This is a genomic window from Pseudomonas sp. VMV1 (genome assembly GCF_056790235.1).
On record NZ_JBXGSE010000003.1, the window covers coordinates 179025 to 195867 of the forward strand.

The window sequence follows — 16843 nt, forward strand, 5'->3', positions numbered from 1 at the left end:
AGCCCAACCTGCGGTCTGCTCACGAATCTACCCGGACCGAGGAACTCGAGCGTCCACTCGGACAGCCCCCTCTCCCTCCGGGAGAGGCTTGGGGTGACGGCGCCGCCGGCACAGGCTTCCAGAGGGAAAGGGCTGCGCCGTTTTCCACCCTGCAACCGCCGTGCTGCGGGTGCTCAGAAATTCGCTGGCGTGGTCGCGCTGATCAGTCGGGCGGGGGTCTCGAAGGGATTGCGGAAGCGGTGCGGTCGGCTGCTTTCGAAATAGTAGCTGTCGCCCGGTTCGAGTACGTGCACCTCGCCGCCGACGGTCAGCTCCAGCCGGCCTTCCACCACCAGGCCGGCCTCCTCGCCCTCATGGGCGTACATCTCTTCGCCGGTATCGGCGCCCGGCGGATAGGTCTCGTCGAGAAAGGCCAGGGCCCGGCTGGGATGGGCACGACCGACCAGGCGCATGCGCACGGTGTGGGCGCCACTGGAGATATCGATGAGTTCGCCCGCGCGATAGACCACCTGGGTCGGCGCGTCCTGTTCCAGGTCCAGGGAAAAGAACTCCACCAGGGACATGGGAATGCCGGCCAGCACCTTTTTCAGCGAGCTGATGGAGGGACTGACACTGTTCTTCTCGATCATCGAGATGGTGCTGTTGGTCACCCCGGCACGCTTGGCGAGCTCGCGCTGGGACAGGCCCTTGAGGGTACGGATGGTTTGCAGGCGGGCACCGACGTCCAAGGTGGGAAAGACTCCTCGAGCAGGCGGGGGAGACGTGGCCAGGCCACGCGCTGAAGGCGTGCCACGGCACGGTGTTCGGCATCATGGCAACGCTGTTCGAGATTTACAACACCAGGGCGGACGTGCGGGCCTGGCTGCGCTCGCCCATGTTCGCCAACGGGCAGGCGATCCGCCTGGACTCAGTCGCGATAGCTGCGCGGCACCCGCTTGAGGTTGCACAGCAACTGGTAGGGGATGGTGTCGCAGCGTGCGGCCAGGTCAGCCACCGATACCTGCCGGCCCCAAAATTCCACCTCGCTGCCCACGCCTGCCTGGGGGTGGTCGGTCAGGTCGACGGTGAGCATGTCCATGGAGACGCGGCCGATCAGCCGTCCGGGGCGGCCGTCGATGGCCACCGGGGTGCCGTCGGGCGCATGGCGCGGATAGCCGTCGGCATAACCCAAGGCGACCACGCCGACCCGGGTCGGCCCGGAGGTGACGAAGCGCGCGCCATAACCCACCGGCTCGCCGGTCGGCAGTTCGCGCACGGCGATCACCCGGGAGGTCAGGGTCATCACCGGTCGCAGCCGCTCGGCGGCGGGCTGGGACGCAGCGAAGGGCGAGATGCCATAGAGCATCAGCCCCGGGCGCACCCAGTCGCCGGCCGCCTGGGGCCAGCCCAGGGTCGCCGGGGAGTTGCGCAGGCTGGTGGGGCCGGGCAGTCCCTCGGTGGTGGCGCGGAAGGTGGCGATCTGCGCCTTGGTGGCGGGGCTGTCCGGTTCGTCGGCGCGGGCGAAGTGGGTCAGTTTGACGATGCCGCTGACCTTGCCGCTGGCCAGCAGCCGGTGATACGCGGCAGCGTAATCCTCAGGGAAGAAACCGACTCGGTGCATGCCCGAATCCAGCTTCAGCCAGACCTGCACCGGACGCGCCAGGGTGGCCCGCTCCAGGGCCTCCAGTTGCCAATCGGCATGGATCACCGTCCAGAGATCGTGCTCGACGATCAGCGGCAATTCGTCGACGCCGAAGAAGCCCTCCAGCAGCAGGATGGGCGCGCGGATCCCCGCGGCGCGCAGCTCCAGCGCCTCCTCGATGCAGGCCACGGCAAAACCGTCGGCCTCGCTGGCCAGGGCCTTGGCCACTGCCACCGCGCCGTGCCCATAGGCATCGGCCTTGATCACCGCCAGGGCGCGGGCATCGGAGAGTTCACGCGCCAGACGGTAGTTCTGGCGCAGGGCGGCGAGGTCGATGACGGCGCGAGCGGGACGCATGGGAGGTCTCGGCAGAGAGAGGGAAAGTTTGGGGGGGCGTGAAACACCCTCACCCCGGCCCTCTCCCAGAGGGAGAGGGAGAATGGCGGTCTTACGCCTTGACGGCGGCGATGACGTTCATCTCCACCAGGATGTCCGGCTTGGCCAGCTTGGCTTCGACGGTGGTGCGACCCGGGGTGGCGCCCTGGGCGGCCCACTCATCCCAGGCGCGGTTCATGCCCTCGAAGTGCAGGGCGATGTCGCGCAGGAAGATGGTCACCACCAGGATGTTCTGCTTGTCGCTGCCGGCTTCGGCGAGAAACTTGTCGATGTTGGCCAGGGTTTCCCGGGTCTGCTGGTAGATATCGCCGGAAAAGTCGTCGGCCAGCTGGCCGGCCAGGTAGACGGTGCCGTTATGGATGTTGATTTCGCTCAGGCGGCGATCAGTGTGCAGACGCTGTACGGGCATTGCGCGGGGACTCCTGGGTGGCGGAATAGCGGGAGATGTCGAGACCCTCGGCACTGATTTGCGGCTGCTTGCGGGCGATCAGGTCGGCCAGCAGGCGGCCGGAGCCACAGGCCATGGTCCAGCCCAGCGTCCCGTGTCCGGTGTTGAGGAACAGGTTGCGATAGCGGGTGGCGCCGACGATGGGGGTCCCGTCCGGGGTGGCGGGTCGCAGACCGGTCCAGAAACTGGCCTGGGCCAGGTCGCCGCCACGAGGATAGAGGTCCCCGGTGATCATTTCCAGGGTCGCACGGCGACGCGGATCCAGGTTCAGGTCGAAGCCGCAGATCTCGGCCATGCCACCGACACGGATACGGTCGTCGAAGCGGGTGATGGCGACCTTGTAGGTTTCGTCGAGGATGGTCGAGGCCGGCGCCATGCTGGCATCGACGATGGGCACCGTCAGCGAATAGCCCTTGAGCGGATAGACCGGGGCCCGGATGCCCAGGGGCGCCAGCAGTTGCGGCGAGTAGCTGCCCAGGGCCAGGACGTAGTAATCGGCGGTGAGCAGCTCGCCATCGACGCGGACGCCGTCGAGGCGATCACCGTTGGCGCTGAGTTGCTGGATCTCCGCGCCGAAGCGGAATTCCACGCCCAGGCGGCGAGCCTCCGCGGCCAGGCGATTGGTGAACAGGAAGCAGTCGCCGGTCTGGTCGTTGGGCAGGCGCAGGCCACCGGCCAGCTTGTGCTTGACCGCCGCCAGCGCCGGTTCGACCCGCGCCACGCCATCACGGTCGAGCAGCTCGAAGGGCACACCGGAGCGCTCCAGCACGGCGATGTCCTTGGCCGCGGCATCCACCTGCTGCTGGGTGCGGAAGATCTGGGTGGTGCCCAGCTGGCGGCCTTCGTAGGCGATGCCGGTGTCCTCACGCAACTCGTCGAGGCAGTCGCGGCTGTATTCGGACAGCCGCACCATGCGCTCCTTGTTCACCGCATAGCGCGCAGCCGTACAGTTGCGCAGCATCTGCGCCATCCACAGGTATTGGTTGCTGTCACCGGTCAGGCGGATGGCCAGGGGCGCATGCTTCTGGAACAGCCACTTCAATGCCTTGAGCGGTACGCCGGGCGCGGCCCAGGGCGAGGCATAGCCAGGCGAGACCTGACCGGCGTTGGCATGGCTGGTCTCCAGGGCGGGACCGGCCTGGCGATCGACCACGACCACCTCGAAACCCTGGCGGGCCAGATAGTAGGCGCTGGTCGTACCGATGACGCCGCTACCCAAAACCAGTACACGCATCGCTAGCTCCTGGCCGGTGAGAGGATTTCGCCGGCTTTCGTCGGAATGAAGGCAGATACGGCAAGTATAGAAAGGCGCTTGCAGTGCTAATCACTGAAGAATTGCCTATATTCGGAGTAATTTTCCGGTAAAGCCCCCTTTGGCAGAGACCCCCGCGATGCGTACTCATCACCAGGCCAGACGCGAGCTGGACAAGATCGACCGCAACATCCTGCGCATCCTCCAGGACGATGGCCGCATCTCCTTCACCGAGCTGGGCGAGCGCGTGGGACTGTCCACCACGCCCTGCACCGAACGCGTCCGCCGCCTGGAGCGCGAGGGCATCATCCAGGGCTACAACGCCCGCCTCAATCCGCAGCACCTTAAGGCCGGCCTGCTGGTGTTCGTCGAACTGAGCCTGGACTACAAGTCCGGCGACACCTTCGAGGAATTCCGCCGCGCCGTGCTCAAGCTGCCCCAGGTGCTGGAATGCCACCTGGTCTCCGGCGAATTCGACTACCTGGTCAAGGCGCGCATCTCGGAGATGGCCTCCTATCGCAAGCTGCTGGGTGACATCCTGCTCAAGCTGCCCCATGTGCGCGAATCCAAGAGCTACATCGTGATGGAAGAGATCAAGGAGACCCTGAGCCTGCCGGTGCCGGACTAGTGCTGCCTGGCGATCCCGGCACCGGGCGTCTAGGCTGCGGTCTTTCGCAGGATGGCCAAGGAGGCCTGCCCATGGATCCATGTCAGCGTCAGCTCATCACCGCCGCCAATCGCCAGGCCTGGGAGGTGTCGGCCCCGCTCCACGCCCAGGGTGAGGACTGGCAGCGCCTGCTGGAACAGGCCCGGCAACCGGGCTTTTCGGTCCTCGATGGCTGCCTGACCGCCACCCTCGGCGACCTGGACATCCGCGGCCTGAGCTGTGCCCAGGTCGGCTGCAACAATGCCCGCGAATTGCTCTCCCTGGCCGCCTTCGGCGCGCGGCCCGCGCTGGGCATCGATCAGGCGCCGGCCTTCCTCGCCCAAGGCGAGCAACTGGCCGCGGCAGCAGGCCTGACACCCCGGCTGGTAGCGGCCGACATCTATGCGCTGCCCGAGGATCTCGGCCAGCATGACCTGGTGCTGATCACCATCGGCGTGCTGAACTGGATGCCGGACCTGCCCGCCTTCTTCGCCGCCGTGACCGGTCTGCTGGCCCCGGGTGGGCGCCTGGTGATCTACGAGACCCATCCGTTCCTGGAGATGTTCGAGCCCCACGCGGACCAGCCGCTGCTGCCCCACTACAGCTACTTCCGCCGTGAGCCCCTGGTCAGCGAGGCGCTCATCGCCTATGACGGCGAATCTCATGGGCAGGGCGCAGCGAGTTACTGGCATATCCACACCCTGGGCGCCATCGTGACCGCCTGCCTGGACGCAGGCCTGATCCTGCAACGGCTGGAGGAGCATCCACACTCCAATCGCGAGGTCGACTACGACCGCTATCAGGGCCAGGCCGCCCAGTTGCCGATGAGCTTTACCCTGGTGGCACAACGGCCGACGGCTTAGAACCTATTCAAAGTCAGCGGCGCGTCGGCCAAACCGCGTCGAACAGACGTTCGGAATGCTCATTTACTCTGTGTAAACTCGAGCGCGAGTCCGATCCGCTTCCTCGAGTCTGTTCTCCTTGCCTGGCTCCAGCTCGCAAGACGTTGAACAGGCTCTTGTCCCTTTCACCCGCAAAATCAGACGCCGCCTATGCAGCCCCACGCGCCCTCCTACTACGCCGCCACCGCCAACCAGACACTGAGTTTTCCGCCCCTGGAAGGTGAGATCCAGACCGATGTCTGCGTGGTGGGCGGTGGCTTCTCCGGGCTCAACACCGCCCTGGAACTGGCCGAGCGCGGCGCGCGGGTGGTGCTGCTGGAAGCCCGGCGTATCGGCTGGGGAGCCAGCGGACGCAATGGCGGTCAACTGATCCGCGGCGTCGGCCACGACGTCGAGCAGTTCGAATCGGTCATAGGCGCCGAGGGGGTACGCGAACTCAAGCGCCTGGGCTTCGAGGCGGTGGATCTGGTCCGCCAGCGTATCGCCCGCCACGACATCCAGTGCGATCTCCGCTGGGGCTTCGCCGACCTGGCCAACAAGCCGCGTCACTGGCGGCACCTGCAGGAAGAGCAGGCCGCGCTCCAGGCCCTGGGCTATCCCCATCCACTGCGCCTGGTGCCCAAGGACCAACTAGCCGAGGTGGTTGGCTCCCAGCGCTACGAAGGCGCCCTGGTGGACGAGGGTTCCGGCCACCTGCATCCGCTCAACCTGGCCCTGGGCGAGGCTGTCGCGGCCCAGGCCCTGGGCGTGCAGCTCTTCGAGGACAGCCAGGTCACCCGCCTGGAATACGGCCCCAAGGTGCAGGTGCATACAGCCCGCGGCCGGGTCTCCGCCGATACCCTGGTGCTCTGCTGCAACGCCTACATCAATGAGCTGCAGCCTGACCTCGCCGCCCAGGTCCTGCCGGCCGGCAGCTACGTGATCGCCACCGAACCGCTCTCGGCCGAACGCGCCGCGCGCCTGCTGCCAGGCAACCGGGCGGTCTGTGACCAGAACGTGGCGGTGGATTACTTCCGTCTCTCCGCCGACCGTCGCCTGCTGTTCGGCGGTGCCTGCCACTATTCCGGACGCGATCCCAAGGACATCGCCGGCTACATGAGGCCGAAGATGCTGGAGGTCTTCCCCGAACTCGCGGACGTCCGGGTGGACTACGCCTGGGGCGGCATGATCGGCATCGGCGCCAATCGCCTGCCGCAGATCGGCCGGCTGCGCGAGCATCCCAACGTCTTCCACGCCCAGGCCTATGCCGGCCACGGCGTCAACGCCACCCACCTGGCCGGCCATCTGCTGGCCGAGGCGATTCTGGCCCAGTCGGCCGGTTTCGACCTCTTCGCCCAGGTGCCCCATGCGCGCTTCCCCGGCGGTCGCCACCTGCGCTCGCCGCTGCTGGCCCTGGGCATGCTCTGGTATCGCCTCAAGGACAGCCTGTGATCCGCCTGGTCGTTCCGCTGCTGCTGGCGCTGCTGGCCGGCTGCGCCACGCCGATCCCGCGCCAGGCCTCCCAGGTGTTGCCGGTCGCCGGCACCGCCCTGGACAGCCAGGTACGCGCGGCCGGCGCCGCCCATCCCGGCCTGTCGGGCCTGCGCCTGCTGGAAACCAGCACCGATGCCTTCACTGCCCGCGCCGAGCTGATCCGCAAGGCCCAACGCAGCCTGGACATCCAGTACTACATCGTCCACGACGGCCTGACCACGCGCCTGCTGGTCAACGAGCTGCTCAAGGCGGCGGATCGCGGCGTGCGCATCCGCTTTCTCATCGATGACACCAGCAGCGACGGCAACGACTATCAGATCGCTGTGCTGGCCGCCCACCCCAACGTGCAGATCCGTGTCTTCAATCCGCTGCACCTGGGCCGCAGCACCGGCCCGACCCGAGCCCTGGGCCGCCTGGTGGATCTCAACCACCAGCATCGACGCATGCACAACAAGCTGTGGCTGGCCGACGACAGCGTAGCCATCGTCGGCGGCCGCAACCTGGGCGACGAGTACTTCGATGCCCGCCCGGAGATGAACTTCACCGATCTCGACCTGCTCGCCGCTGGCCCAGTGGCGCGGCAACTGGGTACCAGCTTCGACCAGTACTGGAACAGCCCCCTGAGCCAGCCGGCCCGGCGGCTACGCTGGTTCGCTCCCTCGTCCTCCGCCCTGGTGCGGCTGCGCGCACGGCTGCACCACTATCTCGACAGCGAACGCACCCGCGACCTGGCGCTGTACAACCGCCTGCGTCGCTACGCCACCGCCCCGCAACTCGACGGCTGGCTGCAGGAGCTGACCTGGGCCCACGCCCAGGCGTTCTGGGATGCACCGCGCAAGGTGCTGGCCGACGACGAGCCGGACTGGCAGCTGCTGCTGACCCGCCAGCTGCAACCGATCCTGGATGGCGCCCAGCACGAGCTGCTGCTGGTCTCCTCCTACTTCGTGCCCATGAATCAGGGGGTCGCCTACCTGGGAGGCCTGGCCGCCCGTGGCGTGGACGTGCGGGTGCTGACCAACGCCCTGGAAGCCACCGACGTGCCCGCCGTGCATGCCGGCTACGCGCCCTATCGCGCGGCCCTGCTGGCCCAGGGCGTCAAGCTCTTCGAGCTGCGCGCCCGTCCGGACCAGAAGCGATCCGCCCTGCCCTACAGCTTCGGCGAATCCGAATCCAGCCTGCACAGCAAGGCCATGGCCATCGACGGGCGCTGGTCCTTCATCGGCTCCTTCAACTTCGATCCGCGCTCGGTGCTGTGGAACACCGAGGTCGGGGTGCTGGTGGACAGCCCGGCCCTCACCGGTCGCCTGCGGCAGCTGATGCTGCAGGGCATGGACCCCAGCGTCTCCTACGCGGTCAAGCGTGTCGAGGATCGGGGGCAGGTGCGGCTGGAGTGGGTCAGCGAGCGCAATGGCGAGCCCCGGGTGCTGCACCACGAACCCGGTAGCGCCAGGCGTCGCTTCAACGCCTGGGTGGTCAAGGCGGTAGGACTGGAGCGGATGCTCTAGGCTTCGCCCTCACCCCAACCCCCTCTCCCAGAGGGAGAGGGGGTTGGATCGTAGGTTGGGCTGAGACGGCTCCATCGTCGAAGCCCAACAACAGGCACCGTGCCAACCCTGTTGGGTTTCGCTCGTGCTCAACCCAACCTACGACTTGGTCAATCCCCCTGCAAAAAATCCGGCAATTGGTCGTTTTATGAACAGTAGTCGACCTACACTTCGGCTAAGGTCGACCGCATTCAAAGGCCCCGCTTCGGCACCCGGCCGTTTCAATGCATCGAGGATCTCCCATGAGCGCTACCGCCCTGCGTCACGACTGGACTCTCGCCGAAGTCCGCGCCCTGTTCCAGCAGCCCTTCAACGACCTGCTGTTCCAGGCCCAAGGCGTGCATCGCCAGCACTTCGATCCCAATCGCGTGCAGGTCTCCACCCTGCTGTCGATCAAGACCGGCGCCTGCCCGGAAGACTGCAAGTACTGCCCCCAGTCCGGCCACTACAACACCGGCCTGGAAAAGGAAAAGCTGATGGAGGTGCAGAAGGTGCTGGAGGCGGCCGCCGAGGCCAAGGCCATCGGCTCGACGCGCTTCTGCATGGGCGCCGCCTGGAAGCACCCCTCCGCCAAGGACATGCCCTATGTCCTGCAGATGGTGCAGGGCGTGAAGGCCCTGGGCCTGGAGACCTGCATGACCCTGGGCCGCCTCGACCAGGAGCAGACCCGTGCCCTGGCCGACGCCGGCCTGGACTACTACAACCACAACCTGGACACCTCGCCGGAGTTCTACGGCAACATCATCACCACCCGCACCTACGGCGAGCGCCTGCAGACCCTGGCCTACGTCCGCGAAGCCGGGATGAAGATCTGCTCCGGTGGCATCCTCGGCATGGGCGAATCGGTGGATGACCGCGCCGGCCTCTTGATCCAGTTGGCCAACCTGCCCGAGCACCCCGAGTCGGTGCCGATCAACATGTTGGTCAAGGTCCAGGGCACCCCGTTGGCCGAGGAAAAGGACGTCGACCCCTTCGACTTCATCCGCACCCTGGCGGTGGCACGCATCCTCATGCCCAAGTCCCACGTGCGCCTCTCCGCCGGTCGCGAGCAGATGAATGAGCAGATGCAGTCCCTGGCCTTCCTGGCCGGCGCCAATTCCATCTTCTACGGCGAGAAACTGCTGACCACCGGCAACCCCCAGGCCGACAAGGACATGCAGCTGTTCGCCCGCCTCGGCATCCAGCCCGAAGCCCGCGAAGAGCATGCCGACGAGGTGCACCAGGCCGCCATCGAGCAGGCCCTGGTGGAGCAGCGCAACAGCGAGCTCTTCTACGACGCCGCCACCGCCTGATCCCGCGCCCCTCCCCGCTCCTCCCCCTCTCCCCCTGGAGAGGGCCGGGGTGAGGGCACAATCTGCAACCACCGCTACCGAGAATCCCAATGGCCTTCGACCTCGCCGCCCGCCTGGCTCAGCGTCACGCCGAGCACCTCTATCGGCGCCGGCCCCTGCTGGAGGCGCCCCAGGGTCCCGAGGTGGTGGTGGATGGCGAGTCGCTGCTGGCGTTCTGCAGCAACGACTACCTGGGCCTGGCCAACCATCCCCAGGTGATCGCCGCCCTGCGCGCCGGGGCCGAACGCTGGGGGGTGGGCGGTGGCGCCTCGCACCTGGTGATCGGCCACAGCGGCCCGCACCATCAGGTCGAAGAGGCCCTGGCCGACCTCACCGGCCGGCCGCGCGCGCTGCTTTTCTCCACCGGCTACATGGCCAACCTGGCGGCGGTCACCGCCCTGGTCGGCCGTGGTGACACCGTGCTGGAAGACCGCCTCAACCACGCCTCCTTGCTCGACGCCGGCCTGCTCAGCGGCGCGCGCTTCGCCCGCTACCTGCACAACGATCCCGCCAGCCTGGCCGCGCGCCTGGCCAAGACCACGGGCGACACCCTGGTGGTCACCGACGGCGTCTTCAGCATGGACGGCGACCTCGCCGCCCTGCCCGAACTCTGCCAGGTCGCCCAGCGCCACGGCGCCTGGACCCTGGTGGACGATGCCCATGGCATCGGCACCCTGGGCGCCACCGGCGGCGGCATCGTCGAGCATTTCGGCCTGGACCAGCGCCAGGTCCCGGTACTGGTCGGCACCCTGGGCAAGGCCTGCGGCACCGCCGGGGCCTTCGTCGCCGGCAGCGAGGAGCTGATCGAGACGCTGATCCAGTTCGCCCGCCCCTACATCTACACCACCAGCCAGCCGCCGGCGGTGGCCTGTGCCACCCTGGCCGCCCTGCAGCTCGTCCGCGAAGAGGGCTGGCGCCGTGAGCTTCTGCACACTTTGATCCAGAGATTCCGCAGGGGCGCGACGGCCCTCGGCCTGGACCTTATGCTCAGCGCCACGCCGATCCAGCCGATCCTGGTCGGCGACAGCGCGCGCGCCCTCGCACTCTCCGCCGCCCTGCGCCGACGCGGGATCCTGGTCACCGCCATCCGACCGCCCACCGTACCGGCCGGCAGTGCCCGCCTGCGGGTGACCCTGACGGCGGCCCATCGCGAAGCGCACGTGGACCTCTTGCTCGACGCTCTGGCCCAGGCCATGGCCGAATTACCGCCCGACGCGGATAAGTGACCGACCAATGCGCGATACCCTGATCTTGCTGCCCGGCTGGGGCCTGGGCAACGCTCCGCTGGAGCCCCTGCGTGACGAACTCGTCGAGCAGGAACCCTTTCTCGACGTCCTGATCGAGCCACTGCCGACCCTGGCCGACACCCAGGACTGGTTCACCGACCTGGAAGCCCGCATCGCCGAGGGCGTCTGGCTGGGTGGCTGGTCGCTGGGCGGCATGCTCGCCAGCGAATTCACCCTGCGCCGCCCCGAGGGCGTGCACGGCCTCATCACCCTGGCCAGCAATCCCTGCTTCGTCGCCCGCGCCGGCTGGCAGACCGCCATGGCGCGCAGCGTCTTCACCGATTTCTTCGAGGCCTGCTCGCTGGACGCCGAGCTGACCCTCAAGCGCTTCACCCTGCTGGTGGCCCAGGGCGCGCGCGACAGCCGCACCCTCGCCCGCCAGTTGCAGGTGACCCTGCCCGAGGTCGATCCCGAGGCGGTCATCGCCGGCCTGGAGCTGCTCGCACGCCTGGACACCCGCGCCGCCCTGCAGGCCTTCAGCGGTCCCCAGCTGCACCTGTTCGGTGCCCATGACGCCCTGGTCCCGGCTACCGCCGCCCAGGCCTTGGGCGACGAGCTGCCCACCGCCCAGGTCGAGGTGCTGGAACATGCCAGCCATGGCCTGCCGCTGGAGCGCCCGGACGAGGTGGCCACCCGTATCCGTGAATTCATCTATGCAGGACGAGATGGCTGACGTATTGCCCGACAAGCGCCAGGTGGCGCTGTCCTTTTCCCGCGCCGCCGCGCAGTACGACGGTGCCGCCCTCCTGCAACGCCGGGTCGCCGATCGCCTACTCAATCGGCTGCCCCTCCAGGCTCCGCAACGCTGGCTGGACCTAGGCAGCGGCACCGGCTATTGCAGTCGGGCCCTGGCCCGGCGCCATCCGCACGCCGAAGGCCTGGCCCTGGACCTGGCCCTCGGCATGCTCCGCCACGCCCGCGAGCAAGGTGCCGGCGCCCGCCACTACCTGACCGCCGACGCCGAGCGCCTGCCACTGCGCGCGGACTGCTGCGACCTCATCCTGTCCAGCCTGGCCCTGCAGTGGTGCCCGGACCTGCCCGCCGTGCTCGCCGAAGCGCGGCGCATCCTGCGGCCAGGCGGTGTACTGGCCTTCAGCAGCCTGGTCGAGGGCACCCTCGACGAATTGCGCCAGAGCTGGGCCCAGGTGGACGACCAGGTGCACGTCAATCGCTTCCGCCGCCAGGCGGCCTATGCCGACGCCGCCGCGGCCAGTGGCCTGCAGGTGCTGGGGCTGGACGTCGAGCCCGAGCGCCTGCACTTCCCTGACCTGCGCGCCCTGACCCAGCACCTCAAGGCCATCGGTGCCCACAACCTCAACCAGGGTCGCCCCCAGGGCCTCACCGGACGCCAGCGGCTGGCGGCCTTTACCCGCGCCTATGAAAGCCTGCGCCAGCCCGCCGGCCTGCCGGCCACCTATCAGGTGATCCACGTTCTGCTCCGCAAGGAATGACCGCCATGCCCGCCTATTTCGTCACCGGCACCGATACCGAGATCGGCAAGACCACCATCGCCGCCGGCCTGCTGCACCAGGCGCGCCTGCAGGGCCTCGCCACCGCCGGGGTCAAGCCGGTGGCCTCCGGTTGCGAACGCACCGCCGACGGCCTGCGCAACGGTGATGCCCTGGCGCTGCTGGGCGAAACCTCGCTGCCGCTCGGCTATGCCGACATCAATCCCATCGCCCTGGAACCGGCCATCGCGCCGCACCTGGCCGCCCGCGAGGCGGGTATCGACCTCAGCGTCGCCGCCCTGGCCGCGCCGGTGCGCCGGATCCTGGCGCTGCAGGCCGACTTCACCCTGGTAGAAGGCGCCGGTGGCTGGCGCGTGCCCCTGGCCGGCCGCGAGTCGCTCTCCGACCTCGCCCGCGAACTGGGCCTGCCGGTGATCCTGGTGGTCGGGGTGCGCCTGGGCTGCATCAACCACGCCCTGCTCAGCGCAGAGGCCATCCTCGCCGACGGCCTGCCGCTGGCCGGCTGGGTAGCCAATCTGGTAGCCCCGGCCACCCTGCGCCTGGACGACAACCTCGCCACCCTGCACGAGCGCCTGCCGGCGCCCTGCCTGGGCACGGTGCCGCACCTGGCTGCGGCCACTCCCGCCGCGGTCGCGGTGCACCTGCGCCTGCCGGGCTGATATCAGTCTTTCGGGCGATGGCCGCAGAGCCAGGCCGGCGGCAGACTGCCCTGTCTGCCGCTACCGGATTCGCCCCGTGCCCACTTCCACGTTCCTGACCTGCCTGGGCCTGCTTGGCCTGACCAGCACCGCCTGGGCGCTGGACAACCAGACCCTCGTGGATCAGCGCGGCGAGCGCCTCGGCGCCTTCCTCACCCAGGAACCCGATAGCCGCCAGGGCAGCCTGGAAGTCGTCCAGACCGGTCGCGCCAGCAAGGCCTATCTCACCCAGCGCGACTCCCAGGGCGACCGTACCCGCGTCGAGCAGGGCGGTGTCGGCAACTTCACCAATGTCACTCAGGCCGCCGGCGGCGCGCGCGAGATCGTCATCGACCAGCGCGAGGCCAGCCAGAGCCATGCCTATGTCTACCAGGGCCACGGCCAGCGCGATGGGGTGGACATCCTCCAGAGCGGTCTGCAGAACGAAGCCCTGGTGCGCCAGGGTGGCTACGACCAGCGGATGCTCATCGAGCAGCAGGGCGCACGCAATCAACTGAGCCTGTTTCAGGACGGCCGCGACAGCGGTAGCCGCTCGCGACTCAAGCAGGTGGGCGATGATCATGTGCAGGATGTGCTGACCCTGGGCGCGCGCAACGAGGTTGACCTGTTGCAGGGCGGCGACGCCAACCGGGCCGTGGTCGAGCAACGCGGTGACGACAACCAGGCCGGGGCCCGCCAGGGCACGCGGCAGCAAGACGTTCAGCTGATCCAGATCGGCAATCGCAACAGCGCGGCGGTGCAGCAGAACGGCCTTGAAAACAGACCGCAGGCCGTCAACACGCGCCAGCTTGGCGACGACAATGCCGCCCAGGTGATCCTGACGGGCGATGGCAACCACCTCGATCTGCAACAAGTGGGCAATCGCAACAGCGCCGGCGTCCTGATCGGCGGGGACGACTCCCGTCTGACCCTGGTCTCCCAGGGCAACGACAACGAGTTCAGCGCGATCTGGATCGGCGACAACGTCGAGCTCGGCATCGAGCAGCTGGGCGATGGTCATTCCTTCCATGCAGGCCTGGGCAGCGACGCCCAGGTCAGCGCCAGCCAGCAGGGCGCTAGCCAATATGCCTCAGTCAGCCAGGCGAGCGCTGGCAACGCCGTCAACCTGAGCCAGAGCGGTCAGGGCAACCGGGCGACGATTCAACAGTAGCAGGACACAAGCGGTGACACGGCATGCTGGTTCTTTGACGTCAAAGCTGCTTCAATAGCCCTTTGACATCACCGTCGAGGACGCTGTCCATGAACGTGACTTCAAGCAATACCCTCTACGCAGGGGTGCAGGCCTACCAGAACGGCAGCCGCACGGTCGAAAAGGCCGGTGTCGCCCTCGCCTCCCAGACCGCGCGCAACGAGCAGCAAGCCCTGGGCGCGACCACCAACAGCCAGGCTGACATGGCGAGCCAACTGGTCAATCTGGATGTCGGCAAGTACCAGGCGCTGGCCGGTACCAAGGTCATGCAGGCCTCTCAGGAAACCCTGGGCCGGCTGCTCGATACCCGGGCCTGATCAGCGGTTCTTTGAGTGGAAGGGGCGCCCTGACCGGCGCCCCTTCTGCGTTCTAGCCCAGGCGGAAACGCGTGGTGTTGGCCGCCAGGGTGCGGCTGCCCGCCTCCAGGCCGACCGCCGTGCTCTGCACCGTGCGCGCATTGCCGAGCAGCTCGGCGGCGGCGCCATCGATCTGCTGGATATTGCCGCTGACCTGATCGGCGGTGACCGCCTGCTGTTCAGCCGCCGTGGCGATCTGCACCAGGGTATCGGACACCCCCTGCACCGATTCGGCGATCTCTTCCAGACGCTGCCCCAGGCCGGTGACCGACTGGGCGTCGCTGGCCGCCTGACCACAGGCCTCCTGCATCAGCGACACGGCCTGGGCCACGGTGCTGCTCAGACTGCCGACAGTGCCGGCGATCTGTGCCGTGGAGGCCTGGGTGCGCTGCGACAATGAACGTACCTCGTCGGCGACCACGGCGAACCCTCGGCCCTGATCACCGGCGCGTGCCGCTTCGATGGCGGCGTTGAGGGCCAGCAGATTGGTCTGTTCGGCGATGCCACGGATGACGTCCACCACCTGCTGGATCTCCCCGGCCTGGGTGTTGACCTGGGCCATGGCGGCGGCGGTCTCGTCCAGCCGCTGATTGAGGCGCTGGATGCTGGCGGTGGTCTGGCGACTATCGCGCTGGCTGACCTGAGCGATGCCGCGCATCTGTTCGGCGCGCCCGGCGGCCTCCTCGCAACTCCGGGCCACGCCCTGGGCGGTCGCGGCCAGCTCGGTCGCCGCAGTAGCGATCTGGGTGATCTGCTGGCGCTGGGCTTCCACCGCGCCCAAAGCCGCCTCGGCCTGCTGTCCCAGTTCACCCGACGCCATGCCCACCTGGCGACTCTCCCGATCGACCGTCTGCAGGCTGGCCCGCAGCTGCACCACGGCCAGGTCCAGTGCCCGCCCGATTTCCGCCAGCTCGTCGCGTCCGTTCACCTGGGCCGTGCGGGTCAGATCGCCGTCACGCAAGCCTTCGGCCAGGGTAGTGATGCCCCGCGCGCTGCCGCGGATGGCCGCCTGCATGCACAGCAGCAGATAACAGGTCACCACCAGCAGCAGCCCGAAGCCGGCGACGATGAAGCCGAAACGGTGGACGGCATCGGCGCGATAGAACTGCAGCCGCTGATCCAGGCTTTTGAGGGTCTGCTGGCGGAAGGCCTGCAGCCCTTGCAGGACGCCGTCCAGGGTGGCTTCGAACTGCTCCGGCTTGAGGGTGATCTCGCTACTGAAGATGCCCTGGTCGAGGGTCTTGAGGCTGGCCTCCAGCTGGCTGTTGACCTTTTGGTAGTCGTTCTTCCAGCCGGCCAGGTCGGCGGGTAGCTTGCTGCTGAGCAGGGCGCCGACCTTGGTCAGGCTCTCGTGGGAGTCGCCAACGCGCGCGCGCAGGTCGCGTAGTTGCAGTCGGCTCTGCAGGCTGAACTGACCGGACACCACGCTGGCCTGACCGACACTGGCCAGGCGTCCGAGTCGCTCGTACAGCTCGACCGACTGGGTGGTGCTGATCTGCATCAGCAGATAGGTTTCCAGCCAGGGATCGAGGATCAGGCCGCTGTCGAGGGCGATCTCCTCGCGCAACGCCTGGACGGCCCCCAGGGCCGCGGTGAATCTGTCGTAGCCGTCCGGCCACCAGCCCAGATTGCGCAGATCCTTGACGTCGAGGCCGGCCACGGCCTGCTGGAGCTCCTGGAAGCGTTGCTGCACGCCACTGCCCAGGGTCTCGGCCGCCAGTTGCTGCTGTAGCGCGGCGAGGCGCGCGCGACCGCTGTCACTGCGGCCCTCCAAGGCGGCGATGGCGGCCTGCACCGCCGGGGTCGGTTGCCGAGCGGTGTCGATCGCCTTCCAGCGCGCGGTGAGGTTGCGCTGGGCGTTGAGTTCGGCCTCCAGCACATCCAGGCGTTGCAAGAGCCGGACGCCACTGCGTTCGCCGCTGACCGTCGCCAGCTTGGCCTGGAAATCCGCACCGAGCAGCCAGAGGCTGACCGTGAGTGGCAGAATGAACAGCACGAGGAGCAGTGCAAACTTGCGCGCGAAGCCGAAGCGGCTCAGCACGCGAATCCCTGGTGACAACAAAACGTCCATCGATGACCGCTCCTCTGCCCTTCCGCTGGCAAACGCCGCTACCCGTTGCGGGTATCTATAAGGCGATTTGTCGGCAAACTAACGACTTTCTTGAAAGATAGGGCACAATCGCCGCCCTCCCGTATTCCCAGACCCGGTCCTGCACTCAGGCCCGGGCGTTG

General features: G+C 67.9%; 16 protein-coding genes. 11 read left to right on the forward strand and 5 right to left on the reverse strand.

What is annotated here, in order from left to right:
- Positions 1–173: 173 nt before the first annotated feature.
- The 4 genes from ACUCV0_RS10880 to dadA form a co-directional block, all read right to left on the reverse strand.
- A complete protein-coding gene (locus tag ACUCV0_RS10880; RefSeq protein WP_482212669.1) occupies positions 174–728 on the reverse strand; it encodes a cupin domain-containing protein in 555 nt (184 codons plus the stop codon).
- Positions 729–907: 179 nt separating this feature from the next.
- The gene (gene alr, locus ACUCV0_RS10885; RefSeq protein WP_482212670.1) at positions 908–1978 is read right to left on the reverse strand and encodes an alanine racemase; all 1071 of its coding nucleotides are present in this window, start codon (positions 1976–1978) and stop codon (positions 908–910) included.
- Positions 1979–2069: 91 nt separating this feature from the next.
- A complete protein-coding gene (locus ACUCV0_RS10890) occupies positions 2070–2426 on the reverse strand; it encodes a RidA family protein (RefSeq protein ID WP_482212671.1) in 357 nt (118 codons plus the stop codon).
- The gene (dadA, locus tag ACUCV0_RS10895) at positions 2401–3699 is read right to left on the reverse strand and encodes a D-amino acid dehydrogenase (RefSeq protein ID WP_482212672.1); all 1299 of its coding nucleotides are present in this window, start codon (positions 3697–3699) and stop codon (positions 2401–2403) included. Before dadA ends, ACUCV0_RS10890 begins: the two co-directional genes overlap by 26 nt.
- 157 nt (positions 3700–3856) lie before the next feature.
- Here dadA and ACUCV0_RS10900 point away from each other — a divergent pair, with 157 nt between their 5' ends.
- The 11 genes from ACUCV0_RS10900 to ACUCV0_RS10950 all read left to right on the forward strand — a co-directional run bounded on the left by ACUCV0_RS10900 (position 3857) and on the right by ACUCV0_RS10950 (position 14572).
- The gene (locus tag ACUCV0_RS10900; RefSeq protein ID WP_007159864.1) at positions 3857–4345 is read left to right on the forward strand and encodes an Lrp/AsnC ligand binding domain-containing protein; all 489 of its coding nucleotides are present in this window, start codon (positions 3857–3859) and stop codon (positions 4343–4345) included.
- Between the two features lie 71 nt (positions 4346–4416).
- Entirely contained in the window at positions 4417–5226 is an 810-nt protein-coding gene (locus ACUCV0_RS10905; protein WP_482212673.1) for a class I SAM-dependent methyltransferase, read from the forward strand.
- A 189-nt stretch (positions 5227–5415) separates the two neighbouring features.
- A complete protein-coding gene (locus ACUCV0_RS10910; protein ID WP_482212674.1) occupies positions 5416–6696 on the forward strand; it encodes an NAD(P)/FAD-dependent oxidoreductase in 1281 nt (426 codons plus the stop codon).
- Complete coding sequence (locus ACUCV0_RS10915; RefSeq protein WP_482212675.1) at positions 6693–8243, forward strand: phospholipase D-like domain-containing protein; 1551 nt, start codon at positions 6693–6695, stop codon at positions 8241–8243. The genes ACUCV0_RS10910 and ACUCV0_RS10915 overlap by 4 nt, the downstream gene beginning before the upstream one ends.
- Before the next feature lie 281 nt (positions 8244–8524).
- Entirely contained in the window at positions 8525–9574 is a 1050-nt protein-coding gene (bioB, locus tag ACUCV0_RS10920; protein ID WP_007159868.1) for a biotin synthase BioB, read from the forward strand.
- A gap of 89 nt (positions 9575–9663) precedes the next feature.
- On the forward strand, positions 9664–10839 hold the full coding sequence (bioF, locus tag ACUCV0_RS10925) for an 8-amino-7-oxononanoate synthase (protein ID WP_482212676.1): 1176 nt from the start codon (positions 9664–9666) through the stop codon (positions 10837–10839).
- A gap of 7 nt (positions 10840–10846) precedes the next feature.
- Positions 10847–11572, forward strand: a complete 726-nt coding sequence (locus ACUCV0_RS10930; RefSeq protein WP_482212677.1) for an alpha/beta fold hydrolase — start codon at positions 10847–10849, stop codon at positions 11570–11572.
- Positions 11553–12350 (forward strand): malonyl-ACP O-methyltransferase BioC, encoded by a 798-nt coding sequence (gene bioC / locus ACUCV0_RS10935; protein ID WP_482212972.1) that lies wholly within the window; start codon positions 11553–11555, stop codon positions 12348–12350. The genes ACUCV0_RS10930 and bioC overlap by 20 nt, the downstream gene beginning before the upstream one ends.
- Before the next feature lie 5 nt (positions 12351–12355).
- Positions 12356–13027: a dethiobiotin synthase gene (gene bioD, locus ACUCV0_RS10940; protein ID WP_482212678.1), complete on the forward strand. Its 672-nt coding sequence runs from the start codon at positions 12356–12358 to the stop codon at positions 13025–13027.
- Positions 13028–13103: 76 nt separating this feature from the next.
- Complete coding sequence (locus ACUCV0_RS10945; protein ID WP_059313201.1) at positions 13104–14216, forward strand: curlin; 1113 nt, start codon at positions 13104–13106, stop codon at positions 14214–14216.
- A gap of 89 nt (positions 14217–14305) precedes the next feature.
- Positions 14306–14572, forward strand: coding sequence for a hypothetical protein (locus tag ACUCV0_RS10950; protein ID WP_323149346.1), 267 nt, complete (start codon positions 14306–14308; stop codon positions 14570–14572).
- A 52-nt stretch (positions 14573–14624) separates the two neighbouring features.
- On the opposite strand, the gene ACUCV0_RS10955 is transcribed toward ACUCV0_RS10950, so the two are convergent.
- The gene (locus ACUCV0_RS10955) at positions 14625–16682 is read right to left on the reverse strand and encodes a methyl-accepting chemotaxis protein (RefSeq protein WP_482212679.1); all 2058 of its coding nucleotides are present in this window, start codon (positions 16680–16682) and stop codon (positions 14625–14627) included.
- Between the last annotated feature and the right edge of the window lie 161 nt (positions 16683–16843).